The sequence below is a fragment of the Poritiphilus flavus genome, from assembly GCF_009901585.1.
GTDB lineage: Bacteria > Bacteroidota > Bacteroidia > Flavobacteriales > Flavobacteriaceae > Poritiphilus > Poritiphilus flavus.
This window is the reverse complement of the sequence record NZ_WXYO01000002.1, coordinates 262,168-284,257: the sequence shown is the minus strand read 5'-3', so window position 1 is coordinate 284,257 and position 22,090 is coordinate 262,168. Positions and strand designations below refer to the sequence as shown.

General features: G+C 45.2%; 17 protein-coding genes. 10 read left to right on the top strand and 7 right to left on the bottom strand.

The genetic code is table 11. From position 1 onward, the window contains the following. Nucleotide 1 precedes the first annotated feature (1 nt). Nucleotides 2–1,309, bottom strand: a complete 1,308-nt coding sequence (locus GTQ38_RS04730; RefSeq protein ID WP_238857829.1) for an MATE family efflux transporter — start codon at nt 1,307–1,309, stop codon at nt 2–4. A 1,498-nt stretch (nt 1,310–2,807) separates the two neighbouring features. Continuing rightward, nucleotides 2,808–3,575 carry a nucleoside triphosphate pyrophosphohydrolase gene (gene mazG / locus GTQ38_RS04725; RefSeq protein ID WP_161434333.1) on the bottom strand — a complete coding sequence of 256 codons (768 nt, stop codon included), beginning with the start codon at nt 3,573–3,575 and terminating at the stop codon, nt 2,808–2,810. Nucleotides 3,576–3,676: 101 nt separating this feature from the next. Here mazG and GTQ38_RS04720 point away from each other — a divergent pair, with 101 nt between their 5' ends. The 3 genes from GTQ38_RS04720 (at nt 3,677) to GTQ38_RS04710 (ending at nt 7,826) form a co-directional block, all read left to right on the top strand. After that, on the top strand, nt 3,677–5,035 hold the full coding sequence (locus GTQ38_RS04720; protein WP_161434332.1) for an Nramp family divalent metal transporter: 1,359 nt from the start codon (nt 3,677–3,679) through the stop codon (nt 5,033–5,035). A 21-nt stretch (nt 5,036–5,056) separates the two neighbouring features. Continuing rightward, the gene (locus GTQ38_RS04715) at nt 5,057–6,832 is read left to right on the top strand and encodes an N-acyl-D-amino-acid deacylase family protein (RefSeq protein ID WP_161434331.1); all 1,776 of its coding nucleotides are present in this window, start codon (nt 5,057–5,059) and stop codon (nt 6,830–6,832) included. 91 nt (nt 6,833–6,923) lie between these two features. After that, nucleotides 6,924–7,826, top strand: coding sequence for an SMP-30/gluconolactonase/LRE family protein (locus tag GTQ38_RS04710; RefSeq protein WP_161434330.1), 903 nt, complete (start codon nt 6,924–6,926; stop codon nt 7,824–7,826). A gap of 9 nt (nt 7,827–7,835) precedes the next feature. Here GTQ38_RS04710 and GTQ38_RS04705 read toward each other — a convergent pair whose 3' ends face one another. Continuing rightward, on the bottom strand, nt 7,836–8,429 hold the full coding sequence (locus GTQ38_RS04705) for a 3-keto-disaccharide hydrolase (RefSeq protein ID WP_161434329.1): 594 nt from the start codon (nt 8,427–8,429) through the stop codon (nt 7,836–7,838). A 175-nt stretch (nt 8,430–8,604) separates the two neighbouring features. On the opposite strand from GTQ38_RS04705, the gene GTQ38_RS04700 reads away from it, so the two are divergent. The 7 genes from GTQ38_RS04700 (at nt 8,605) to GTQ38_RS04670 (ending at nt 15,797) form a co-directional block, all read left to right on the top strand. Beyond that, entirely contained in the window at nt 8,605–9,342 is a 738-nt protein-coding gene (locus GTQ38_RS04700) for a phytanoyl-CoA dioxygenase family protein (RefSeq protein WP_161434328.1), read from the top strand. Between the two features lie 38 nt (nt 9,343–9,380). Further along, on the top strand, nt 9,381–10,628 hold the full coding sequence (locus tag GTQ38_RS04695) for a serine hydrolase domain-containing protein (protein ID WP_161434327.1): 1,248 nt from the start codon (nt 9,381–9,383) through the stop codon (nt 10,626–10,628). A gap of 28 nt (nt 10,629–10,656) precedes the next feature. Beyond that, entirely contained in the window at nt 10,657–11,262 is a 606-nt protein-coding gene (locus GTQ38_RS04690; protein ID WP_161434326.1) for a carboxymuconolactone decarboxylase family protein, read from the top strand. A gap of 18 nt (nt 11,263–11,280) precedes the next feature. Next, the gene (locus tag GTQ38_RS04685; protein ID WP_161434325.1) at nt 11,281–12,162 is read left to right on the top strand and encodes an alpha/beta hydrolase; all 882 of its coding nucleotides are present in this window, start codon (nt 11,281–11,283) and stop codon (nt 12,160–12,162) included. Between the two features lie 164 nt (nt 12,163–12,326). Further along, nucleotides 12,327–12,971 carry a GDSL-type esterase/lipase family protein gene (locus tag GTQ38_RS04680; protein ID WP_161434324.1) on the top strand — a complete coding sequence of 215 codons (645 nt, stop codon included), beginning with the start codon at nt 12,327–12,329 and terminating at the stop codon, nt 12,969–12,971. A gap of 20 nt (nt 12,972–12,991) precedes the next feature. Further along, complete coding sequence (locus GTQ38_RS04675; protein ID WP_161434323.1) at nt 12,992–14,611, top strand: family 20 glycosylhydrolase; 1,620 nt, start codon at nt 12,992–12,994, stop codon at nt 14,609–14,611. Nucleotides 14,612–14,651: 40 nt separating this feature from the next. Next, the gene (locus GTQ38_RS04670; protein WP_161434322.1) at nt 14,652–15,797 is read left to right on the top strand and encodes an alpha/beta hydrolase; all 1,146 of its coding nucleotides are present in this window, start codon (nt 14,652–14,654) and stop codon (nt 15,795–15,797) included. A 1,251-nt stretch (nt 15,798–17,048) separates the two neighbouring features. Here GTQ38_RS04670 and GTQ38_RS04665 read toward each other — a convergent pair. From GTQ38_RS04665 to ruvX, 4 genes are all read right to left on the bottom strand, one after another. Further along, on the bottom strand, nt 17,049–20,450 hold the full coding sequence (locus tag GTQ38_RS04665) for an amidohydrolase family protein (protein WP_161434321.1): 3,402 nt from the start codon (nt 20,448–20,450) through the stop codon (nt 17,049–17,051). Between the two features lie 110 nt (nt 20,451–20,560). Beyond that, nucleotides 20,561–20,986, bottom strand: coding sequence for a DUF5606 family protein (locus GTQ38_RS04660; protein WP_161434320.1), 426 nt, complete (start codon nt 20,984–20,986; stop codon nt 20,561–20,563). 55 nt (nt 20,987–21,041) lie between these two features. Next, entirely contained in the window at nt 21,042–21,632 is a 591-nt protein-coding gene (gene def, locus GTQ38_RS04655; protein WP_161434319.1) for a peptide deformylase, read from the bottom strand. Further along, nucleotides 21,629–22,045, bottom strand: coding sequence for a Holliday junction resolvase RuvX (ruvX, locus tag GTQ38_RS04650; protein ID WP_161434318.1), 417 nt, complete (start codon nt 22,043–22,045; stop codon nt 21,629–21,631). Before ruvX ends, def begins: the two co-directional genes overlap by 4 nt. Nucleotides 22,046–22,090 lie beyond the last annotated feature (45 nt).

Genomic DNA, 22,090 nt, shown 5'->3' with positions numbered 1-22,090 from the left:
TCTAAGACCTTATTAACCTTTTAGTCATTAAGTCGAACCGAAGATACAACATAATCGCAGATGCCGTCAGGCCGGATAGTAATCCGATCCATATCCCGGTACTCTTCAGTTCGGTATGCAGGCCAAGGTAATAACTTATGGGGAAACCGATAAGCCAGTACGCGATGAAAGTGATAAAGGTGGGGATCTTCACATCCTGAAGCCCCCTGAGAGCTCCCAGTATAACCACCTGTAAGCCGTCTGAGATCTGAAAAAAAGCGGATACCAGCAATAGCTGTGCCGCCAAAAGTATCACTTCCATATTGTCCGCCTGGTTCGCCACATCGTCCACATCGAGGTATAGCGTCGGGAACCAATGCCTGCCCAGCAGGAAAAGAGCTGCAAACAGGATCTCCAGAAGCAGGGTAAGAAAGAAGATCGATTGGGCAATCCTCCGCAACTCGGTGAAGTTTCCAATACCTTTTTGATTGCCTACCCTTATCATAGCCGCTACTCCCAGGCCCATTCCGAACATAAAGGTCATGCTACTGAGATTCAAGGCGATTTGATTCGCCGCTTGTGGATTCTTTCCCAGGACTCCACTTAGCCATATAGCCGCGGTAAAAATAGCAACTTCAAAAAACATTTGGAGGGCGGATGGAAAACCAAGGTTGATGATCTTATTCATGACCTTTTTTTCAATAAGCTTAAAGTTAAATCCGCTTACATAAAACCTGAATTTGTCCTTTTTTCTCAATAAGCCCCACAGAAAGCCCAGCATGATCAATCTCGAGGCCAGTGTTCCGACAGCCGCACCAATAATCCCCATTTTCGGGAACCCAAAAGCTCCGAAAATGAGTAAGTAATTGAGTATAATATTGACCACATTGGCCAGGATGGTAGCATACATGGGGTACCTGGTCTGGGAAAGCCCTTCGGAGAATTGCTTAAAGGCCTGGAACATGATCAGCGGTACCAGGGAAAAGGCCACAAGGTCCAGATAAGGTAATGCAAGGGTAACCACTTCCGGGGGTTGATCCATGTAATACATGAGCGGTTTGGAAAGTAGGATTATCCCGAAAAGTGATACTCCCAGAATTGTACACAGGACGAGTCCGTGTTTCAGGGCTTTTTTGCCATCCGATTTGTTCCCGGCCCCATCGGCTTCCGCAACCAGCGGAGTAATTGCAGTGGAGAACCCTATCCCCAGGGACATGGCGATGAAAATAAAGCTATTTCCCAGGGAAACTGCCGCGAGCTCTGCTGTCCCGAGCTGACCAACCATGATGTTATCTGCAAAAGCCACGAAGGTATGCCCTAACATTCCCATGATCACAGGAACTGCCAGGGTTATATTGTATCGAAACTCTTTAGTGTATTGCTGGAACAAGGCGGGTTGTTTTTGGACGAGCAAATATAGCTTGTTTCCAATTCTTCTGTAACTAACTTTAATAAAGATTTAGGTAGAAAATGGAGAGTGGAGGGTTAGAGGACTGGACAGTTGGATTTTTAGACGATTGGACTAGTTAGATGGGTGGATGGACGGTTGGATGGTTGGACTAGTTAGACGGTTAGATGGGTGGATGGTTAGACTGTCGGATGGTTCGACGGTTGGACCAGTTAGACGGTTAGATAGGTGGATGGGTGGATGTGTTGGACTTGTTGGACGGTGGGTCTTGTTAGACGGGTAGATGGGTGGATGTGTTGGACTTGTTGGACGGTGGGTCTTGTTAGACGGGTAGATGGGTGGATGTCCAGATGTGTTGGACTTGTTAGACGGTTAGACTGTTGGATGGACGGTTGGACGGTTGGACCAGTTAGACGGTTAGATGGGTGGATGGAGGGACTTGTTAGATGGTGGGACGGTTAGACGGGTAGATGGGTGGATGATGGGACTTGTTAGATGGTTGGACCAGTTAGACGGTTAGATGGGTGGACAGCTGAACGTGTTGGACGGATGGACTTGTTAGATGGTGGGACGGTTAGACGTGCTAGACTTGCCAGACAGTGGGATTAGTTAGGCGGTTGGACTTATTGGAGGGCTAGATGTTTAGACAGTTGGATTGTTAGACGATTGATAGTTGTCCCAAGCACAGTTCATTGTTCACTGGATTTATCCGCCGAAGCTTTTAGCGAAGGAGGACTGTTCACTGTTCACTGTTTACTGTTCACTGATTACTGTTCACTGATTACTGATCTCATCCTCCGTAGCTTTAGCGAAGGAGGACTGCCAACTGCCAACTGCTTACTGAAACCGGGGTTCTAAACCCCTCCCCAACTTTAAGTTAATCGTTAGTACTGCAATTTAAAAGCAGAAAGAGCCTAATCAATTTGATAATTTGAGAATGTGCAAATTTGAAGATTGGATATTAGGACCGATAGACGGTTAGATCCTTAGATGGTTAGACAGTTGGATGATGGATTGTGGAAGATCAGTTCACTGATTACTGATTACTGTTTACTGATTACTGCTCACTGATTACTGATTACTGTTCACTGATTACTGATCTCATCCTCCGTAGCCTTGGCGAAGGAGGACTGCCAACTGCCAACTGCTTACTGAAACCGGGGTTCTAAACCCCTCCCCAACTTTAAGTTAATCGTTAGTACTGCAATTTAAAAGCAGAAAGAGCCTAATCAATTTGATAATTTGAGAATGTGCAAATTTGAAGATTGGATATTAGGACCGATAGACGGTTAGATCCTTAGATGGTTAGACAGTTGGATGATGGATTGTGGAAGATCCGTTCACTGATTACTGTTCACTGATTACTGTTTACTGTCCACTGCTCACTGATTACTGCCTACTGCCAACTGGCAACTGGCAACTATTTCGCTTCTTCCCAGTAGACGTCCATTTCCGCCAGGGACATATCTTTTAATGTCTTACCGTTTTCCTGGGCTTTCGACTCCAGATACTGAAAGCGTTTGATGAACTTTTTATTGGTTTTTTCAAGGGCATTTTCGGGATTTATCCCCAGGAACCTGGCATAGTTGATCATTGAAAAAAGAACGTCCCCAAACTCCGCCTCCAGCTTCTGCTGATCTCCTGATTTCACCTCATCCTGAAACTCTGAGAGTTCTTCCTGGACTTTTTCCCAAACTTGCTCAGGCTGTTCCCAATCAAATCCAACACCGGCTACTTTTTCCTGTATTCGATTGGCCTTTACCAGTGCCGGCAGGCTATTAGGAACACCTTCCAAGACACTCTTCTTGCCTTCTTTAAGTTTGATATTCTCCCAATTCCTTTGAACGGTTTCCGCATCATCAGCCTTGATATCCCCATAGATATGAGGGTGCCGGTGAATCAGTTTTTCACTGATGGCATGCGCCACATCAGCAATATCAAAATCATTAGTTTCTGAAGCGATCTTGGAATAGAAAAAAATATGCAACAACAGATCCCCAAGTTCTTTTTTCACTTCCGGCAGATCATTATCCAAGATGGCATCTCCCAGTTCATAGGTCTCTTCTATGGTCAAATACCTCAAACTTTGCATGGTTTGCTTTTTATCCCATGGGCACTGAGCGCGTAGTTCATCCATTATGGTTAAAAGACGGTCTAAAGCTTGTAATTGAGATTCCCTTGGATTCATAGAAACGAATTTTGAGCAAAAGTACGAAGATGAAGTTTTGGAAAGCCTTCAATTTTACTGTATTTTAGAATAATTCTAGTGCATCATAGCAACCTGACCAGATGTCCGACCCTAGTGATCCGTATGCGCTGACACCAGCCAAAATCAAATCTCCTCCAACAAGTTTCTGGGAACGTCTCCGTTTCTTAGGTCCCAGTTTTATTCTATCCGCCTCAATAGTAGGATCTGGTGAACTGATAGCCACGACCACCCTGGGTGCAGAAGCCGGTTTTATTACTTTTTGGGTGATCGTTGTAAGTTGCCTGGTAAAGGTGGCAGTCCAGGTTCAATTTGGCAAGCACACTATCCGCACCGGAGAAACTGCCATGCAGGCTTTTGACAAGCTCCCGGGTCCGCGTATCGGTAAGGCCAGGTGGAGTGTATGGGCCGTATTACTGGTTATGTTCGTAAAACTCTTGCAGGTCGGAGGCATCGTGGGTGGGGTTGCCATAATCCTGCATATTTTGGTTCCAGGGATAAGCATTGCAGCTCTGGCCTTCCTGATCGCCGTGGTTGTAGCGCTGATGGTCTATCGCGGTTACTACCACTTTATAGAAAGGTTTTCTTTGACAATGATAGGGCTCTTTACACTGCTTACCTTTACCTCCTTGTATTTTCTTAACTACACAGCTTACCAGATTAGCCTGGAAGAAGTGCTTTCAGGTCTTACTTTTACCCTGCCGAGGGAAGCCCTGGCGGTAGCCTTTGGTGCATTCGGGATTACGGGAGTAGGTGGTGATGAGATCATTCATTACAACTATTGGTGTCTGGAAAAGGGTTATGCAGCCTACACTGGAAAAAATGATCGATCAGAGGAGTGGAATAACCGCGCCAAAGGATGGACCAGGGTTATGATCCTAGATGCGGTAATAGCCATGTGTATATATACTACGGTTACGGCCGCATTCTATTTGCTTGGCGCTGCAGTCCTACATTCACAAGGCAGTATTCCGGAGGGTTACGGCATGATCGAAACCCTTTCGGTTCTCTATACTGAATCCCTTGGACCACATGCGAAAATAGCCTTTCTTATAGGTGCATTTATCACCTTATTCTCAACCCTATTTGCAGCCTTGGCTGCCTGGACCAGGCAACTTTCAGATATTTTCGGTACGGTAGGATGGATCAACTTCAAAGATGTCAGGGTACGAAGACGCACCATTGCGGTTTTGGCCTGGACAATTCCACTTTTGTGGGCCGGACTGTTCGTCTTCATAAAACTACCAGTGCTCATGGTAATCACTGGTGGCATCGTCGGCTCTTTGCTGTTGTTCCTGGTGGTATTCGCTGTGATCCACTTTAGGTATTTCAGGAAAGCAGATGGTGATAATCCGGGATTTTTGTACGATATTATTCTCTGGATCAGTATTCTGAGCATTATCGGGGTCGGTCTTCTTGGAATGATTAAACTATTTGAATAACACTTAACAAAAAATAAGCCTATGAAGCGATCAGTTTCCTTCTTGTCTCTACTTCTTTTGTTCTGTTTGGGTTGTGACTCCGTTACTACCTATGACGTGCTTATAAAGAACGGGAATATTGCAGATGGTTCCGGTGGAAAGTCTTATGTAGGAGATCTCGCAATAAGAGGAGATAGCATAGTTGCCCTGGGCAATCTCAATGAGGCCAAAGGCGCCATAGAGATCGATGCTTCAGGTCTCACCGTTGCCCCGGGATTTATCAATATGTTAAGTTGGGCCAACGTTTCGCTGATTGAAGATGGGCGGTCACAAGGTGATATACGACAGGGGGTAACTCTGGAAATTATGGGTGAAGGACGTTCCATGGGGCCCTTAAATGACGAAATGAAAAAGGGAATGAAAGATGGGCAGCAACATATTACTTACGATATTAACTGGACCACACTAGGTGAGTATCTCGATTTCCTCGAACAGAAAGGCGTCTCCACAAATATTGCGTCCTTCGTAGGAAATGGTACCCTGCGGGAATACGTTATGGGTTATGAGAAGCGGCCGCCAACCGAAGAGGAGTTGCAGAAAATGAAATCACTAACCCGTCAGGCAATGGAAGAAGGGGCGGTAGGCTTGTCTACCTCGCTGATATATGTCCCCAGCGGTCACGCAGAGACAGCTGAGATCATTGAACTGGCCAAAGTGGTGGCTGAATACGACGGGATGTACATTTCTCATATCCGGGACGAAGAAGGCGGCTTACTGGATGCCGTATCAGAACTTATCAGCATAGCTGATGAGGCCAAAATTCGTTCCGAGATCTATCATTTTAAAGCCTCAGGTACAGAAAACTGGGAGCTTCTGGATCAGGCCATTGAATTAGTGGAAAAAGCGAGAAAATCAGGTCTACCCATCACTACAGATATGTATATGTACAATGCCAGCTCTACCGGACTCAATGTGCTACTTCCGGGTTGGGCAAAGGAAGGAGGACACAGCAAGACCATTGAGCTCATTAAACAACCTCAGCGCAGAAAACAAATGATCGCGGAAATGGATTTTCACGTACCTCCGGAAAAGATACTTTTTGTGGGCTTTAAGAATAAGGATATGCGTAAGCATATTGGTAAAACCCTTGCTGACGTGGCCAAAGAACGGGGAAAAGCTGCCGATGAAACAGTAGTTGATCTTATTCTGGAAGACGACAGTCGTATCCAGGTAGTCTATTTTTCCATGTCCGAAGAAAATGTCAAAAAGAAATTGGCACTTCCATATATGGCCATTTGCTCAGATGCCGGATCCTATTCCAATGAAGGGGTTTTCCTGGAACAGAGTACGCATCCCAGGGCTTACGGTTCTTTTGCAAGATTATTGGGTCATTTTGTTAGGGACGAAAAAGTGATCTCCCTGGAAGAAGCAATCTACAAACTTACTACCCTTCCGGCTACGAACCTCAAAATTGAGAGAAGAGGGGCCCTCAGAGAGGGATACTACGCCGATGTCGTTATTTTTGATCCAGCAAAGATCCAGGATAAGGCCACTTTTAAAGAACCACATCAATATGCCGTGGGTATGCGACATGTATTTGTCAATGGCAAACAGGTTATCAAGGAAGGCGAACATACCGGGGCTTTCCCTGGAAGAGTAGTTCGAGGACCGGGATATAAGTTGGCAGCTGGCGGTGGGCAGTCCTCCTTCGCCAAGGCTACGGAGGATGAGAGCAGTGGGCAGTCCTCCTTCGCCAAGGCTACGGAGGATGAGAGCAGTGGACAGTCTACCTTGGCTGAAGCTTCGGCGGATAAATAGGCAGATTACACTAATCCCTCCGTAATAAATTCAAAACTTAACACTTACAAATTAAAACTTTGAACTTGATCTTAAACTTGTACTTCCAGATATGAAAAATAATCATCTTAAACAGATACTTTTCGTTAGCGTCCTCATGATCATGGCATGGGCCAATTCCCAGCAAAATGCCCTCATCGCCAAAGATGCCGAATTAACACTGGTTGCGGCAGATTATAAGTTTACCGAAGGCCCGGCCGTAGATAAGGACGGAAACGTATTTTTTACGGACCAACCGAATGATCAGATCCTGAAATGGTCCGCGGAACACCAAAAAGTCAGCGTCTTTATGAAACCTTCAGGCAGGGCAAATGGATTGTATTTTGACCATGACGGGAACCTGCTGGCCTGTGCAGATGAGAAATTTGCCATATGGCGTATCGATAGCGAAAAAAATGTTACTGTACTCATAGACGAGTTTGAGGGAAAGAATTTCAACGGACCCAATGATCTTTGGGTAGACCCCATGGGGGGGATTTACTTTACGGATCCTTACTATCAAAGACCCTATTGGGAACGAACTCAAAAAGAAATAGAAAACGAACGGGTTTACTACCTGTCCCCGGATATGGGATCTGTTAAAATCGTGGCGGACGATTTTGTACAACCCAACGGGATAATTGGCACCCCGGACGGAAAAAAAATATACATAGCGGATATTGGAGACAAAAAGACCTATTCCTATGACATAGGCGAAAATGGTAAGCTTCTGAACAAAACCCTGCTAACTGAAATGGGTTCTGATGGTATGACCCTCGATCATCAGGGCAATGTTTATCTAACAGGAGACGGTGTACACGTCTTTGACAAAAAGGGCGCAGAATTACTGCATATTCCGGTACCGCAGAAGTGGACTGCCAATGTAACCTTCGGAGGAGAGAATCAGGATACGCTTTTCATTACCGCCATGAATTCTTTGTACAGCCTGAAAATGAACGTTCGCGGAGTACGATAGCTTCCTGCACTATTTTGATGAAAGAGGACTGAGCGTAACATTCCTGAACCGGATACTACCAGTTTCCGCAGCCTGCAACGCGATATACCCGTCGATCAGGTCATTGTTTTCCATCTCAGCCGTCAGAACCCCATTCACCCAGACTTTTTGAACATTTCCTGAGCATTCCACTTTATAAGTGTTCCATTTATTCAGCGTATTCACATGGGCCATGGGTTTCATCCTTGTAACCACTGAACCGGTTCTGGAATCCTGATCCGGATGCTCATCCCAGATATTCATTTCATAACAGTCCGTGTTGGATATCTCCTCGTTCTTACATCGAACAAAAACTCCGGAATTAACACTGCTGTCCGGATTGAACTCCAATTCCAGTACAAAATCCCTGTACGATGCCCGACTCATCACAAAACCATTTCCACCCTCAGATGTTCCTACAAGATCTCCATTGTCAAATGCCCAACTGGCATCGCCTCGCTCAAACCAGGTATCACTGTTTTCTCCGAATAAAGTAATGCTGGCCGGACCGGCGTTTTTGCATTGATAGCAAAAGATGGTACCAAAAATCAGTAAAATTCCGATAATGAAAATTTTGAGTCGCATTGATGAGTTTATTTAATCTGTTGTTAACTGGTATAGTGTGAAAATAACAATTCTTAAACTAAGTGAAGTTTAACAGCTTGATGGCGGAATTTGATCAACATAAAAAATGATCTGCGCAAAATAGGAAAGCTATCCGAAATTCAATACATTAGGAAGACTTGAAAAGCAGCTTACGATGATCTCCATTTCCGAAGAAAAAAAGAGGTTCTTTGAAGAGAAAGGTTACCTGGTTCTGGAAAACCTGCTATCCCCTGAAGAAATAAAATATTACCAAAAAGTATACGACGCCTTTCTCAATAACGAAATAGACTCAGGAGACTTCCGTTCGGATCTGTCTGGTAGTGAGGTACAAGCAGTTGAAAAGATCACTCAGATCATGGTTCCGGGAAGGCTGCATCCCGAACTTCTGGCCAAACCAGCGCACCAACGAACCCTGGAAGTAGCCAGGTTACTGTTAGGAGAAGATATGGCCCTTGATTTTGATATGCTGATCAACAAAGCTCCTCATACGAACGCCCCTACCCCCTGGCATCAGGATGCTGCTTATTGGATCGATCTGCCGGACAAGCGAGCTGTTAGCTGTTGGATCGCCATCGACAAGGCCACAAAGGAAAACGGCTGTATGTGGTATGTTCCCGGGTCTCATTTGGGAGCTATCAAGCCGCATGTTCAGACCGGCAACAAAGGTGCCCTTAAATGCGACGGAAGCGAAGCAGATGGAGATTGCATTGAATTGGAGCCCGGTTCCTGTGTTATCCACCAGGGTAAAACACTGCACTACAGCAGGGGCAATACCACATCCTTACACAGGCGCGCGCTGATTACCAACTACAGACCCGAGGCAATGATAGCGTTGGAACGTTCTAAGGGTGTCGATCATACCGGGCTGCGCAAGGTAAACACCGAAAGCTAAATTAAACACATCAGAATATCCTCTTTAAAAACTAAATAATGGAATCAAACAAAACCTTACTCATTTATTTTTCCTTAAGCCTCATGCTGATCTCACCGCTGAGATCTCAAATGAAGGAAACAGATAAATCAGATCCAGCAGGTGTATCTACGGAAAGACTGGATCGATATGCGAATTATCTGAAATCAGAAATTGAAGCTGGTAAGATCCCCGGAGCTGTTTCAATGATCAGTAGAAATGGAGAGATAGTTCACCAGTCGGTATTCGGAATGAGCGACTTACAGTCTAAGGCGCCCATGCAGCAGGACAATATCTTCCATATCATGTCCATGACCAAACCTATTGTGAGTGTTGCCTTTATGATGCTTTATGAGGAAGGGCATTTCTTCCTTACAGATCCGGTTTCAAAATATTTGCCTCAGTTTAAGGACCTAAAGGTGAGCAAAGATCCCGAAAAGGGCATTGAGGCCGGGAGTTTACCGGCAAAGTCTGAGGTAACCATACATCAGCTATTAACACATACAGCCGGATTTTCTCATGGCCTTGGAGGCAGTAAGTTAGACCAGGAAACGGTGAAAGCACTGTATTTTGAACCTCAGACTTCAGTTGAAAGTCGTGTAAACACTCTTGTAGGCCTTCCTATGATTGGCCATCCCGGAGAACAGTGGAATTATAGTGCCTCTCCTGATGTACTAGCCTTGCTTATTGAGCATTTTTCAGGAATGACAGTTGCCGAATTTCTTGAGCAAAGGATCTTCGAGCCACTAGATATGAAGGACACAGGGTATAATATCGCTTCTGAAAAGCAAAACCGCTGGGTACCTGTTCACAATATGAATGAAGCGGGCAAACTCGTGCGGTCAGAGCAGCAACTTCCGGTTGAGGGCAACACGGTTTTCGGAGGAACGCATGGCCTTTTTTCAACGGCAGCCGATTATATGAAATTCTGTCAAATGCTGCTCAACGGTGGGAAAGCTAATGGTGTGCAGTTTTTGAGTCCTAAGACCCTTCAGGCCATGACCATGAACCAGGTTGGAGACCTTTTCCAGGATCCTGGGCAGGGATTTGGTCTTGGTTTTGGTGTGATGACCGATGTGGCAGAAAGTAAAAGACCTGGTTCCGTGGGAACCTACTATTGGTCCGGAGCCTACTGTACCTACTTTTTCATTGACCCTCATGAAGACCTAATCGCCATAATGATGACTCAGGTGCAGCCTTATAGCGGTTTCTACGGCAATAAACTGCGACAGATGGTATACCAGACCCTGGTTGAGATTGAGGATTAAAGCTGATTGAAGCCCGTAAATTCAGTTAATGAGTTGGATAAAAACTATCAGCTACAAGCAGGCCGACCCCGAATTGAAGCGTGTTTACAAAAGGGTTTTGGGGCCCCAGGACAGCATTGACAATGTACTTAAGATCCACAGTCTGCGACCACATACGCTGATAGGGCATATGACCCTATACAAAAGCGTCTTGCATCACAGCGCAAATTCCCTACCCAAATGGTATTTGGAGTCCCTTGGAGTTTACGTAAGCCGATTGAACCAATGCGATTACTGTGTGCAACACCACAGCCAGGGTTTGAAGCGACTGTTGGAAAGATCCGGGGAACAAAAGGACTATCTGGGCGCTTTAAACAGTGAAAAATTAGAAGACCATTTTAGTCCGAAGCAAATTGCAGGGCTTAACTACGCAAGGCTACTTACTTTAAACCCTGATCAATTAAGTTCTAAAGACATAAAATTGCTTCACGAATCAGGATTTGATGATGGTGAGATCCTGGAAATCAACCAGCTTGTAAGCTATTTTAACTATGTCAACCGGACTGTTTTGGGTTTGGGAGTTAACCTAAAAGGTGATATTTTAGGTCTGTCTCCCGGCGATTCGGAAGATCCCGAAAACTGGAATCATCAATAACCTTATAATCACGTCAAAATGAAAAAAATAATTACCGCATTGTTATGCCTGGGAATCTGTTATTTTGGATATGCTCAGGAAACCATTGAGCTTCCCCACCAAAAACCGGAGGGGTTGAGTTGGGAAGGAGGAGAAAAGGCATATTTTTCTCAACTCTGGCAAAACCCGGTTGTGACCAATGTATCAGTTCCTACATTACAGATATTCAAACCTGAAGCCGGTAAGGCCAACGGAACTTCAGTTATTGTAGCACCTGGTGGAGGTCTGTTCGCCCTAAGTATAGAGAGTGAAGGAACTGATGTAGCCAAATGGTTGAATTCAAAAGGTATCACTGCCTTTGTACTGAAGTATCGCCTAGTCCCTACCGGGGAGGATGGGGTAAAGGAGATTACGGATTTAGGTGCTAACAACCCCCAGGAAATTGGTGTCCGGGTAACTCCTGTCCTACCTTTGGCCATTGGAGACGGGCTTGCTGCCATTTCCTATGTCAGATCTCAAGCTGATGCACTAGGGCTGGACAAGAACAAAATCGGGTTCATGGGATTCTCAGCCGGTGGTGCCGTTACCATGGGTGTCTGTATGAACTATTCGGAGGAAAACAGACCCGACTTTTTGGTACCCGTGTACCCCTGGATGACTGTGGTTGGGCCGTACGAAGCACCAAAAGACGCTCCTCCTATGCTCGTCATTTGCGCCACTGATGATCCGCTTGGACTCGCCGCAGATAGCACCGCCTTGTACGATTCCTGGTTAAAAGCAGGGAAATCCGTGGGTCTGCATATGTATTCGAAAGGTGGGCATGGTTTTGGTATGAAGCCACAGGGATTACCATCAGATCAGTGGATTGCCCGTTTTCACGACTGGGCCGTATCCGAAGGATTGGCGGAAGCTGCTAAGTAAGACAGCCGATATTTAAATTTAATTTTTCAATTCCATTTCCATTGAGTGTTTTGGGAATAGTATATGGTGCTATGAACCGCAGCCAGGATAATGTACTGGATGAACCTAAAATAATTGAACATTTAGCAAATTAGAAGTATCTTGGTATCTCAATATCAAAGCAGATGCGCCTATTTTTGGTACTGACCCTTTTTATATGCTTATTCGGTTACGGCCAGGACCCGCTTCGTTTTCAGGAAGAGGTTGAAGCTTTACAAAAAAAATACGATACCCTTTGGGACAGTTCCAGAGAGACGGTAGTATTCGCCGGAAGTTCAAGTATTCGCTTTTGGGAGAACCTGCCGGAGATCTTTCCGGAATATCAGATCGTAAATTCGGGCTTTGGTGGCTCCCAGGCTTCAGACCTTTTGGGTTTTACTGAGGAGCTAATTCTGAGATACAATCCTAAGAAGGTATTTATTTACGAGGGAGACAATGACATTTCTGCACGAAAACGACCTAAAAGAATACTGGCGGATACCGAGGCGATTATTGAGGAAATAAGGGAAAAGGATCCTTCTACCCGGATAGTATTGATTGCAGCGAAACCCAGTCTGGCCAGGTGGCACCTGAAAAGAGGCTATAAAAAATTAAACCGAAAATTCAGGAGATTGAGCGAAAAACACAGTTATCTGGAATTTGCGAACGTCTGGGATATTATGCTGAAGGGCAGAAAAGTTCGAGATGATATCTTTATAGAAGATGGTCTTCACATGAATGCCGCGGGTTACAAACTCTGGTACGAAGTTATTCGGAATTATATCAACTAATCAACTCATAAATATCTAACATGAAAAATAATGTGCTCGTACACGCTCTAGTAGTTTTTGTAGGATCTGCAATGCTGATCGGTTGTCAGACCAAAGTAAAGGAGCAAATCAACTTCCCTCCTACTGACCTGGCCTCGGCAGATATGATCCCTATGCCTTTAGAGGTAGTACCGACTAACTCAGCCTTTGGCCTGGACCAGTTCACCGCAATCTATACCTCTGCCGAGCAGACAGGATTTGAGAAAGTGGGTAGCTTTCTTTCCGAAAAGATCAAAGGGAAGACAGGACTTGTGATACCAGTGAACGCGGCTGATCCAGGGGAAGTAAATGGGGTGATTTACATCAACCAGGCTGAGGGACCCGATGCCGAAGCCACGGAGGCCTATGAGCTCAATATCACAAATGATTCCATCATTATCAATGCTCCGACTGCGGAAGCAGCTTTCCGAGGCATTCAAACTCTCAGGCAGATCATACCTGAGGTTAGCAATGATACCCTCGCTGAGAGACCCATCTGGCCGGTCCCCTCAGGGAAAATTACCGATAAGCCCAATTTTGAATATCGAGGGTCTATGCTGGATGTAGCAAGGCATTTTTTCAGTGTAGCTGATGTAAAAAAATACATCGATCTGCTGGCCTATTACAAGATCAATCACCTCCACCTGCATCTTACGGATGATCAGGGTTGGCGTATAGAGATCAAATCCTGGCCTAAACTCACCGAAGTCGGCGGAAGTACTGAGGTTGGCGGTGAGGCTGGAGGCTTTTTTACCCAGGAAGACTACAAGGAAATTGTAGCATATGCTGCGGACCATTATATGACTATCGTTCCGGAGGTTGACATGCCCGGGCATACCAATGCGGCATCGGTTTCCTACCCCTTCCTGAACGGGAATGGAAAGACCCCTAAACTTTATGAAGGCACCAAAGTTGGTTTTAGCACATTCGACACCCGTAAGGATACCGTCTATGCTTTTATAGACGACGTGGTGCGTGAAATAACAGAAATAAGTCCAGGGCCCTATTTTCATATCGGTGGGGATGAAAGCCATGTAACCAAAAAGAATGATTATATCTATTTCGTAAACAGGGTGGAAAAGATCGTTCAGAAATACGGCAAGCGAATGATTGGTTGGGACGAGGTGGCTACCGCAGATATTGACAGCACTTCCATTTCTCAATTCTGGGCCAGCGAAGAAAATGCTGAAAAGGCCATTGAAAAAGGAATGCAGGTGATCCTTTCACCCGCTAAAAAGGCCTACCTGGATATGCAATACGATACACTCTCGAAGTTCGGACTGCATTGGGCTGCGTATATCCCGGTTGATACGGCATACATATGGACCCCGGAAAGTTATGCGAAGGGTATTCCAAGGGAACAGATCCTGGGTGTTGAGGCTCCATTGTGGTCTGAGACCATCAGCAATATAGAGGAATTGGAATACCTTGCTTTCCCCAGGGTTATTGGTTATTCCGAATTAAGCTGGAGCACAGAGGAAAACCGCGACTGGGAAAACTACAAAGTGAGACTTGCGAACCAGGCGCCTTTCCTGGATAGGATGAATGTAAAGTATTATCCCTCCCCAAGAATTGACTGGAAAGAGAGTAAATACACCTATAAGGAGATCATGAAAGATTGATCTTTACTATCTTAGTAAATGTAGCCACATACCGATTCTCATGTACTTATTCGGAAAACTGCATTTACTAAGAATAATTCTCATTTTAATTTTCGCTTCCGCCCAGCTGACTGCTTTCGCACAGGAGGCTATTATCAAGGCGGGGAAATTATATACGATCGAATCTGAGATCCTGAATGAGGAAAGGAAAATTGCCGTTTTCACGCCTGACGGTTATGCCGAAGGACAGGTTACGTATCATGTCATGTATCTGCTGGACGCGGAATGGAATTTCAAATACGTTGCAGCGCTCCTGGATAAACTGACGGCCGCCGGGGAGATCCCTGGAATACTGTTGATTGGGGTCGTAAACAACAACAGGAATCGGGATCTTACACCAGCAGGGAAGAACGACAATCCCGCCCGCTTTGGAGGTGGAAAAAAGTTCCTGGATTTTTTAACGCAGGAACTGCAACCCTGGGTGAAGCAAAACTACCGCACGCATCCTTATAGCATTCTTGCCGGACATTCTTTCGGTGGATTATTTACAGTGTACACTACTATGGAGGAACCTGAGCGGTTTCAGGCATATATCGCGCTAAGCCCCAGCCTGGGCAGAAACGGTGAGCAACAAGTGAAGAAAGCAGATGCTTATTACGAACAAAACGCTCCCATTCCTGAATCCATTTATGTGGCTGTGGGTAACGAAGGAGGATATACCGCAATCAGTACTAAAAAATACGCTCATATACTTCAGGACCAGGAATCAGGACTTAGATTTAAGTTCGAAAAACTGGAGGATAGCAGTCATGAAAGTATTACCATAGAAGGTTTTATCCACGGTCTTAAATTTATCTATGAAGGGTTCAATCTGGAACAGTTCCCGGAATTGGATGAGATCTTCCTGGTTGAGGAGCACTATAAGAAATTATCCGAAAGGTTTGGATATGAGTTGAAAGTACCGGAATCCCAGTATCAACGCTTCGCCAGGGAGCAAATGGTCACTAAAGAATGGGACTATGCCCGGTTTATCCTTAGCCAGTATGAAAAACACTACCCGGGATCCATTGAACTGGTATCGCTTAAAGCGGATCTTAATCTTTTGACGGGGGACTTCAAGGAGGCATTAAAGTACTACGAAATGCTTAATAGCCTGGGGGTTGAAAGTGAAAGTTTATCCAGGATTATCAAGGAATTAAAGGACTGATCATATTTCAAGCGTAAGCTTAAGTACAAGTTTAAGTTTAATGGGGAGGTTTGAAAATTTGAAGAATCGTAAAAGCGTGAAATTGAGGAATCGAGGAATTGGACTGTTGGACGATTAGATGGTTGGACTGTTAGATGGTTGGACTGATGGATAGTTAGAAGGTTGGATAGTTAGATGGTTAGACGGCTGGATGGTTAGATGGTTAGACAGTTGGACGGTTAGATTGCTAGATAGTAAGATGGTTGGATGTTTAGACGAATTCTTGAATTATTTGCAAAATACGTTTAAGAACGAATATCGTATATCTAATATCCCATATCGTACATCGTATATTCGTCTTACGCTTTGCGCTATACGCTGTACGCAGACCATCAACTCTTTGCCCTTCGTAGCCTTGGCGAAGAAGGGATCAACCATCAACGATACCGGAGAGAACTGCTCACTCCCGATAGCTATCGGGACTGTTTACTGTTCACTGGATTTATCCGCCGAAGCTTTGGCGAAGGAGGGCTGCCAATCGCTGATTCGTTGATTTGTTTATTCGTTTAGATGATTTGTCAGAAACATGAACTGTAATTTCTTCTTCATCAATCCTACTTCTAACTTCGCATATCTTGCCTTGAGCTCCGCCCATTTACCTTCCGAAACATAGTAAAGGTAGACTGCCAACTGCGAACTGCGGACTGCCTACTGAAACCGGGGTTCCTAACCCCACCCCAACATCAAGTTAGTCGCCGCCACTGCATTTTAAAAGCAGAAAGAGGGTTATTAATTTGAAAATGTGGAAATGTGGAAATGTGAAATTGAGGAACTGTAAAATTGACTGCCCACTGAATTCATCCTCAGTAACTTTAGCGAAGGAGGACTGTTCACTGCCCACTGCCCTAACGAGGTCTCGACTCCGCTCGACCTGACATTTCAAACTGTCAACTGCCCACTGTCATCTGCCAACTGAAATTGTCCTCCGTAGATTTGGCGATTGAGCGATGTATAGAGCTTGCGGTCTTACATAGTTCTCGACTGCCCGTCCGAACGTCTTGGCCCCATCCGTACCGGAGCGGGCGGGCGGGTGGACGCTCGAACTGACAATAATGCCAACTGGAAACTGGAAACTGCCAACTGGAAACTGCCAACTGGAAACTGCCAACTGTCCTAACTAGGTCTCGACTGCGCTCGACCTGACATTTCAAACTGTCAACTGCTCACTGATCTCATCCTTCGAAGCTTTAGCGAAGGAGGGCTGCCAACTGCTCACTTTTTAACCCCCGGTAATCCTTCAGGCCTCTGGGTTTGCCAATAAAAAGTATCCGCCTTTTGCTCCTCAGGCCAAACCTCATCCAAATTATCCGCATTATAAACCCGTCCGTTCTTGACCACATGCGTCAACGTATTTGTGTTTCGGAGGTTATCCAAAGGGTTTTGCCCCATGATAACAATATCGGCCAGTTTTCCTACTTCCAGCGATCCCAGGTCCTTTTCAAGGCCCAGAGCTTCCGCCCCGTGGATGGTAGCTACTTTCAGAGCATCGTGATTGGTCATATCCGCACTCGCAACAGACCACAACTCCCAATGATAACCCAATCCCTGAAGCTGTCCATGACTGCCAACTCCGGCCAACCCTCCTGCTTCAACCAAATCTTTCATAAAGACCGCATGTTTTTTGAAAACGTGTTCTTCGTCCATGAACCATCCCGGCCGTCTTCTGGATTTGCTTGCTAATTCTTCATAAGGAGTGAAGTACTGTATCTTTTTATCTCCCCAAACATCCTCGCGGGAATAATAATAATTCTCAGCCCATGGACCCCCGTAAGCCACTAAAAGCGTTGGTGTAACTGTCATTTTTGAGTCGGCTATACTCTTTACCACATCTTTATAGATCGGGTAAATCGGAAGGGCGTGCTCATGTCCGGGATATCCGTCCAGTAATTGGGTCATGTTGAGTTTGTAATCCAGTCCGCCTTCTGTTGTGGGCATCAGCTTTAACTCTTTCGCAGCCATGATGATCCATTGCCTTTGCTGCCTGTTTCCTACCAGGTACATCTTTATACTTTTGGTGTTGTAGTACTCACTGTATTGTTTCAGCACTTCCCTCGCGTGGTCGAGACTATTGATCTTATACCTCCAGAACCCGACACCCGGGCCTGTACTATAAACCCTTGGCCCGTGCAATATCCCTGCATCGACCATGTCGGCATATGTAAGCACATCAGTAGTGGCGGTCTGCGGGTCTCTAGTGGTAGTCACCCCATAGGCAAGGTTAGCGGAATACATCCAAATCTGGTTCTTGTGAATCCCCCAGTTGGGCCACATATGGGCGTGAGTATCTATAAAGCCAGGTGCCAGAGTTTTACCCGAAACATCTATGGTTGTAGTGTTCTCAGGGACACTAAAGCTGCCACTTGGTCCTATGGCCTTGATCCTGTTGTTTTCTATAAGCAAATCCCCATTCTCAATAATTTCGTCCCCTTTCATACTGATGATCCGGCCACCTTTCAACAGTAAGGTACCTTTGGGGGTATCCTTCTTAAAGGTTACCTTGATCTTAAATTCATCCGCCTCGAATTTTGGATCTTTTTTGTCTTTGTCTTCCTTCTTATCCGTTTTGGTGGAATCGGATTTCTTTTCAGTTTCCTTTAATTCTTTTTCCTTCTTCTTGGCCTCTGCCAGGCTATCCTTGAACTTTCGTCCCTCCTCAAGATCATATCGAAAATGACTTGCTCCCAAAGACCAGTGTACCTTTTTACTGTCTGAAGACCATGCTGGAAATTCGCCTCCCATGATGGTAAGTTTCATCGCCGGAAAAGAAGCCTTATCCGGACTTGCAACCGAAATCGTAGGAGTTTTTCCATAACGGGGGATCCTTACGGTAAACATATCATTATTGATTTGAGCCAGAGCGGTCTTTCCGTCTGGTGAGATCCTGATCTCCGAAGGCCTGGAAGATTTGTCGTTAGGTTCCTGTCCGCTGTCTGCGGATGGCAGCAATGAATGCGAATGGTCATGGGAATGGTCTTTCCCAAATATATCCTGCGAACCATAGGTTTCAATACCCTTCAAAATCAGGTGTTCTTTCTGGTCCGTTCCGTCCCAGCGAATGGACAACAAACCCTTTCTGCCGTTGCTCAAATAGATACGGTCGTCAATTTTGGTGAAGTGTGGATTGCTTCTTCCTTTGGTTTTATCGATGAAATTGGTGGCCCCGCCATTGGAGGAAATCCAGACCAGGTCTTCCTGCGCACGTCTTGTGAAAGGCCCAATAGCATCGTCGTACACCTGGGCGGTCGCCCTGTGAAATGCTATACGATTACTTTTATAAGACCATGAAGGACTAGTGTACAACCCCGGTTCCCTGGTAAGCTGCACCGTTCTTCGCCTGCCCTCAAGGTTCACCTTATACAAATGCCCTCCGCCTTTTTTCCAGGTAGTGTAGACAAGAAAATTACCGTCAGGCGACCAGGCCGGCTGAGCCTCGGTAAAATCATTATTAGTTAATCTACTTGGGGTCCCATTGGGTAAATCCATAACATACAGCCTGTTTAGGGCGGTAAAAGCCAGTTTGTTACCATCCGGGGAAGGTACCGCATCCCTGATTTGGGTCACCAGGGCTTCTTCGGTATCTTCTATGGGATAGTCGAATTTCAATCGGGGACCGAGGTCAAGATTGACATCCGCATTGAATGGGATCTCCGTGGCCGCGCCTGTCTCAAGGGAAATTGAATAGATCTTTCCGCCGTAGGAGGTTACCAGGTTCTTACTATCCGGAGTAAAAGACATGCCAGGAAGCACTCCCAGAGGAGCAATGGATTCCTGTTCATCCCTTTGTACAGGATACGCCAGCCATCGTTCCTTACCGGTTTTCAGATTTCTTAGTATCAATCCGGTTTCATCCTCAAATCGAGTGCCGTAAACCAGCCAGTTACCATCAGGAGAAGGAGTGGGCGTAAATGCTGAGCCATACCTGGAACTGATAACCGCCATATCCCCATCTTCCATGTCGTAAGTCCCCAACTGATACTGAGGTAATTGGGCATTGTAATTCCACGCCCGCCTGCGCTGAGAGAAATACAATAATTTGCCATCAGGGCTGAAGGCTGGATCAATTAACTTGATATCTTTCGGTTCTTTGACCAGTTGACTCCCGGAACCACCGTCCTTGTGGTAGATCTGTGGCTTGATGTTTCGCCTTCCTTTTACGCCAACGATGAAATCGCCGTCCGGAGTCCAATCCGCGGAGAAGAAATTGTGTTTTTTGTTCTTGCTGATCTGTTTATCCTCTTTGGTTTCCAGATCTATAGTCCATATATTATCCGATCCGCTTTTATCCGAAATAAAGACCAGCGATTTACCGTCCGGGCTGTACCGGGGATGTACATCATAGGCCATTCCTGTGGTGATTGGAGTAGCCTTACCCCCACTGATCGGCAGAGAATAGATATCCCCCATAAGATCAAAGACTATGGTCTGTCCGTCCGGGCTTACATCCAGGGAGATCCAGGTACCAGTATCCGTGTTAAAGGCAATGGAACGTTCCGGTTCAAGAGGTAATTCCTTAGTAGCCTTTTTTGTGCTGTCTTTAGCCTTCTCTTCTGCTTGAGAGCTTACTAAAAAGGGTGTGAAAATAATCAGGATAAAGGCGATTGCGGATCGGTTCATAGTTGGCTTAGTTTAAGTTAAATTTGCTAAATATAGCCAATAAATATGCTCCGAAATCATAAAAAAAACCTAACCAAAGGCCAGGTTCTCCAGTATTGCCAAAATGAAGTCTATTCTTCCTCGTCGGAGGCTTCTTCATCTGAACTTTCCTGAAATTCAGTTATGCCCTGGTCATGTAGAATATTGTACCACTGGATCACTTTCTTGATATCGCTTGGATACACCCGGTCTTCATCGTAATTCGGAAGTATTTCAAAAAAGTATTCCTCAAGTTTGAGTTTGTCTTCCTTATGCCCAACGGAAGTTTTACTCCCTTTTTCCTTCTCTTTTATTTTTTGAAAGACCTCCCTAAGCGGTAGTTCTTCATCCAGGGTATATATGGCGATCTCCGAAAGGACACTTACGTTGTTATTGATGCCGACGGTTATTTTTTTTCCGTTGAGTAAAGACTCCGCGACAAAACCTGTTCTGGTTTGTGTTAACAATTTAAAAAGTCCAGGCTTACCGCCTATTGATAGTATTTTTTCTAAACTCATTTCTTAATCGTATTCAGGGCAAAGATGAAACTTTTCTAAAGAATTATAATTCTGTTTAACGTCCTTTTTTCAAGGCCGGAAAGCGCATTCTGTAATCAACATTGATCTTTCCTTTGGAAATATTGGAGAGCTTTCCTTTGAGCAATCTCTTTTTTAAAGAAGAAAGCTTATCGGTGAACAAGATCCCTTCAATATGATCATACTCGTGCTGTATCACTCTGGCAAGCAGTCCATCATAGGTTTCGGTAAAGGTGTTAAACTTCTCGTCCTGGTAAGTAATGGTGATGGTATCTTTTCGGCTGACGTCCTCACGGATATCCGGAATGCTTAAACAGCCTTCATTGAAAGTCCAGTTATCCCCGGTCTCCTCTCCCATTTTGGCATTTATAAAAACCCTTTTAAAGTTTTTTAAAAGCTCTTGTTCCTCAGGCGTTAAGTCTTCATCATCCGCAAAAGGGGATGTGTCGACCAAAAAAAGACGGATGGGAAGTCCTACCTGGGGCGCAGCCAGACCCACGCCGCTGGCCTTATACATGGTCTCCCACATATTGGCAATTAATTCCTTCAATTTCGGGTAATCTTTGGGAATGTCTTTTCCGACCTTTCTCAAAACCGGATCACCATAAGCAACTATAGGTAATGTCATTTCTTTATTCTGTTTAAGTATGCCTGTAAAATCAGTACGGCACTTATTTCATCAACCAGGTCCTTCTCCCTGCGACGTTTCTTTTTGATGCCTTGTTCTACCATGCTGGCAACGGCTAATTTAGACGTAAATCTTTCATCCTGGCGCTCCACCGGTACTGCCGGAAAGGTTTTTGTCCATTTTTCTATAAAACCCAGGATCATTTCCTCAGATTCCGAAACCGAATTATCCATTTGTTTGGGTTCACCCACGACGAGTTTCTCCACTTTCTCTTCAGCGAGATAATCCGTTAGAAATTCCATGAGATCTGAGGTCGGCACGGTAGTCAGACCTGAAGCTATCAGCTGTAACTCATCTGTAACCGCTATACCGGTTCTTTTACTTCCATAATCCAGAGCCAGGATTCTTGCCAAATTCAAAAATTTTTGCAAAAATAACGGATAAATTGTTATAACTGA

Coding starts and splice junctions, on each gene's coding strand:
- GTQ38_RS04695 (WP_161434327.1), top strand. CDS start 9,381: ATGGAATCAAACAAAACCTTACTCATTTATTTTTCCTTAAGCCTCATG.
- GTQ38_RS04720 (WP_161434332.1), top strand. CDS start 3,677: ATGTCCGACCCTAGTGATCCGTATGCGCTGACACCAGCCAAAATCAAA.
- GTQ38_RS04665 (WP_161434321.1), bottom strand. CDS start 20,450: ATGAACCGATCCGCAATCGCCTTTATCCTGATTATTTTCACACCCTTT.
- GTQ38_RS04705 (WP_161434329.1), bottom strand. CDS start 8,429: ATGCGACTCAAAATTTTCATTATCGGAATTTTACTGATTTTTGGTACC.
- GTQ38_RS04715 (WP_161434331.1), top strand. CDS start 5,057: ATGAAGCGATCAGTTTCCTTCTTGTCTCTACTTCTTTTGTTCTGTTTG.
- GTQ38_RS04700 (WP_161434328.1), top strand. CDS start 8,605: ATGATCTCCATTTCCGAAGAAAAAAAGAGGTTCTTTGAAGAGAAAGGT.
- GTQ38_RS04710 (WP_161434330.1), top strand. CDS start 6,924: ATGAAAAATAATCATCTTAAACAGATACTTTTCGTTAGCGTCCTCATG.
- GTQ38_RS04675 (WP_161434323.1), top strand. CDS start 12,992: ATGAAAAATAATGTGCTCGTACACGCTCTAGTAGTTTTTGTAGGATCT.
- GTQ38_RS04680 (WP_161434324.1), top strand. CDS start 12,327: ATGCGCCTATTTTTGGTACTGACCCTTTTTATATGCTTATTCGGTTAC.
- GTQ38_RS04690 (WP_161434326.1), top strand. CDS start 10,657: ATGAGTTGGATAAAAACTATCAGCTACAAGCAGGCCGACCCCGAATTG.
- GTQ38_RS04685 (WP_161434325.1), top strand. CDS start 11,281: ATGAAAAAAATAATTACCGCATTGTTATGCCTGGGAATCTGTTATTTT.
- GTQ38_RS04660 (WP_161434320.1), bottom strand. CDS start 20,986: ATGAGTTTAGAAAAAATACTATCAATAGGCGGTAAGCCTGGACTTTTT.
- GTQ38_RS04670 (WP_161434322.1), top strand. CDS start 14,652: ATGTACTTATTCGGAAAACTGCATTTACTAAGAATAATTCTCATTTTA.
- def (WP_161434319.1), bottom strand. CDS start 21,632: ATGACATTACCTATAGTTGCTTATGGTGATCCGGTTTTGAGAAAGGTC.
- GTQ38_RS04730 (WP_238857829.1), bottom strand. CDS start 1,309: ATGGGAATGTTAGGGCATACCTTCGTGGCTTTTGCAGATAACATCATG.
- mazG (WP_161434333.1), bottom strand. CDS start 3,575: ATGAATCCAAGGGAATCTCAATTACAAGCTTTAGACCGTCTTTTAACC.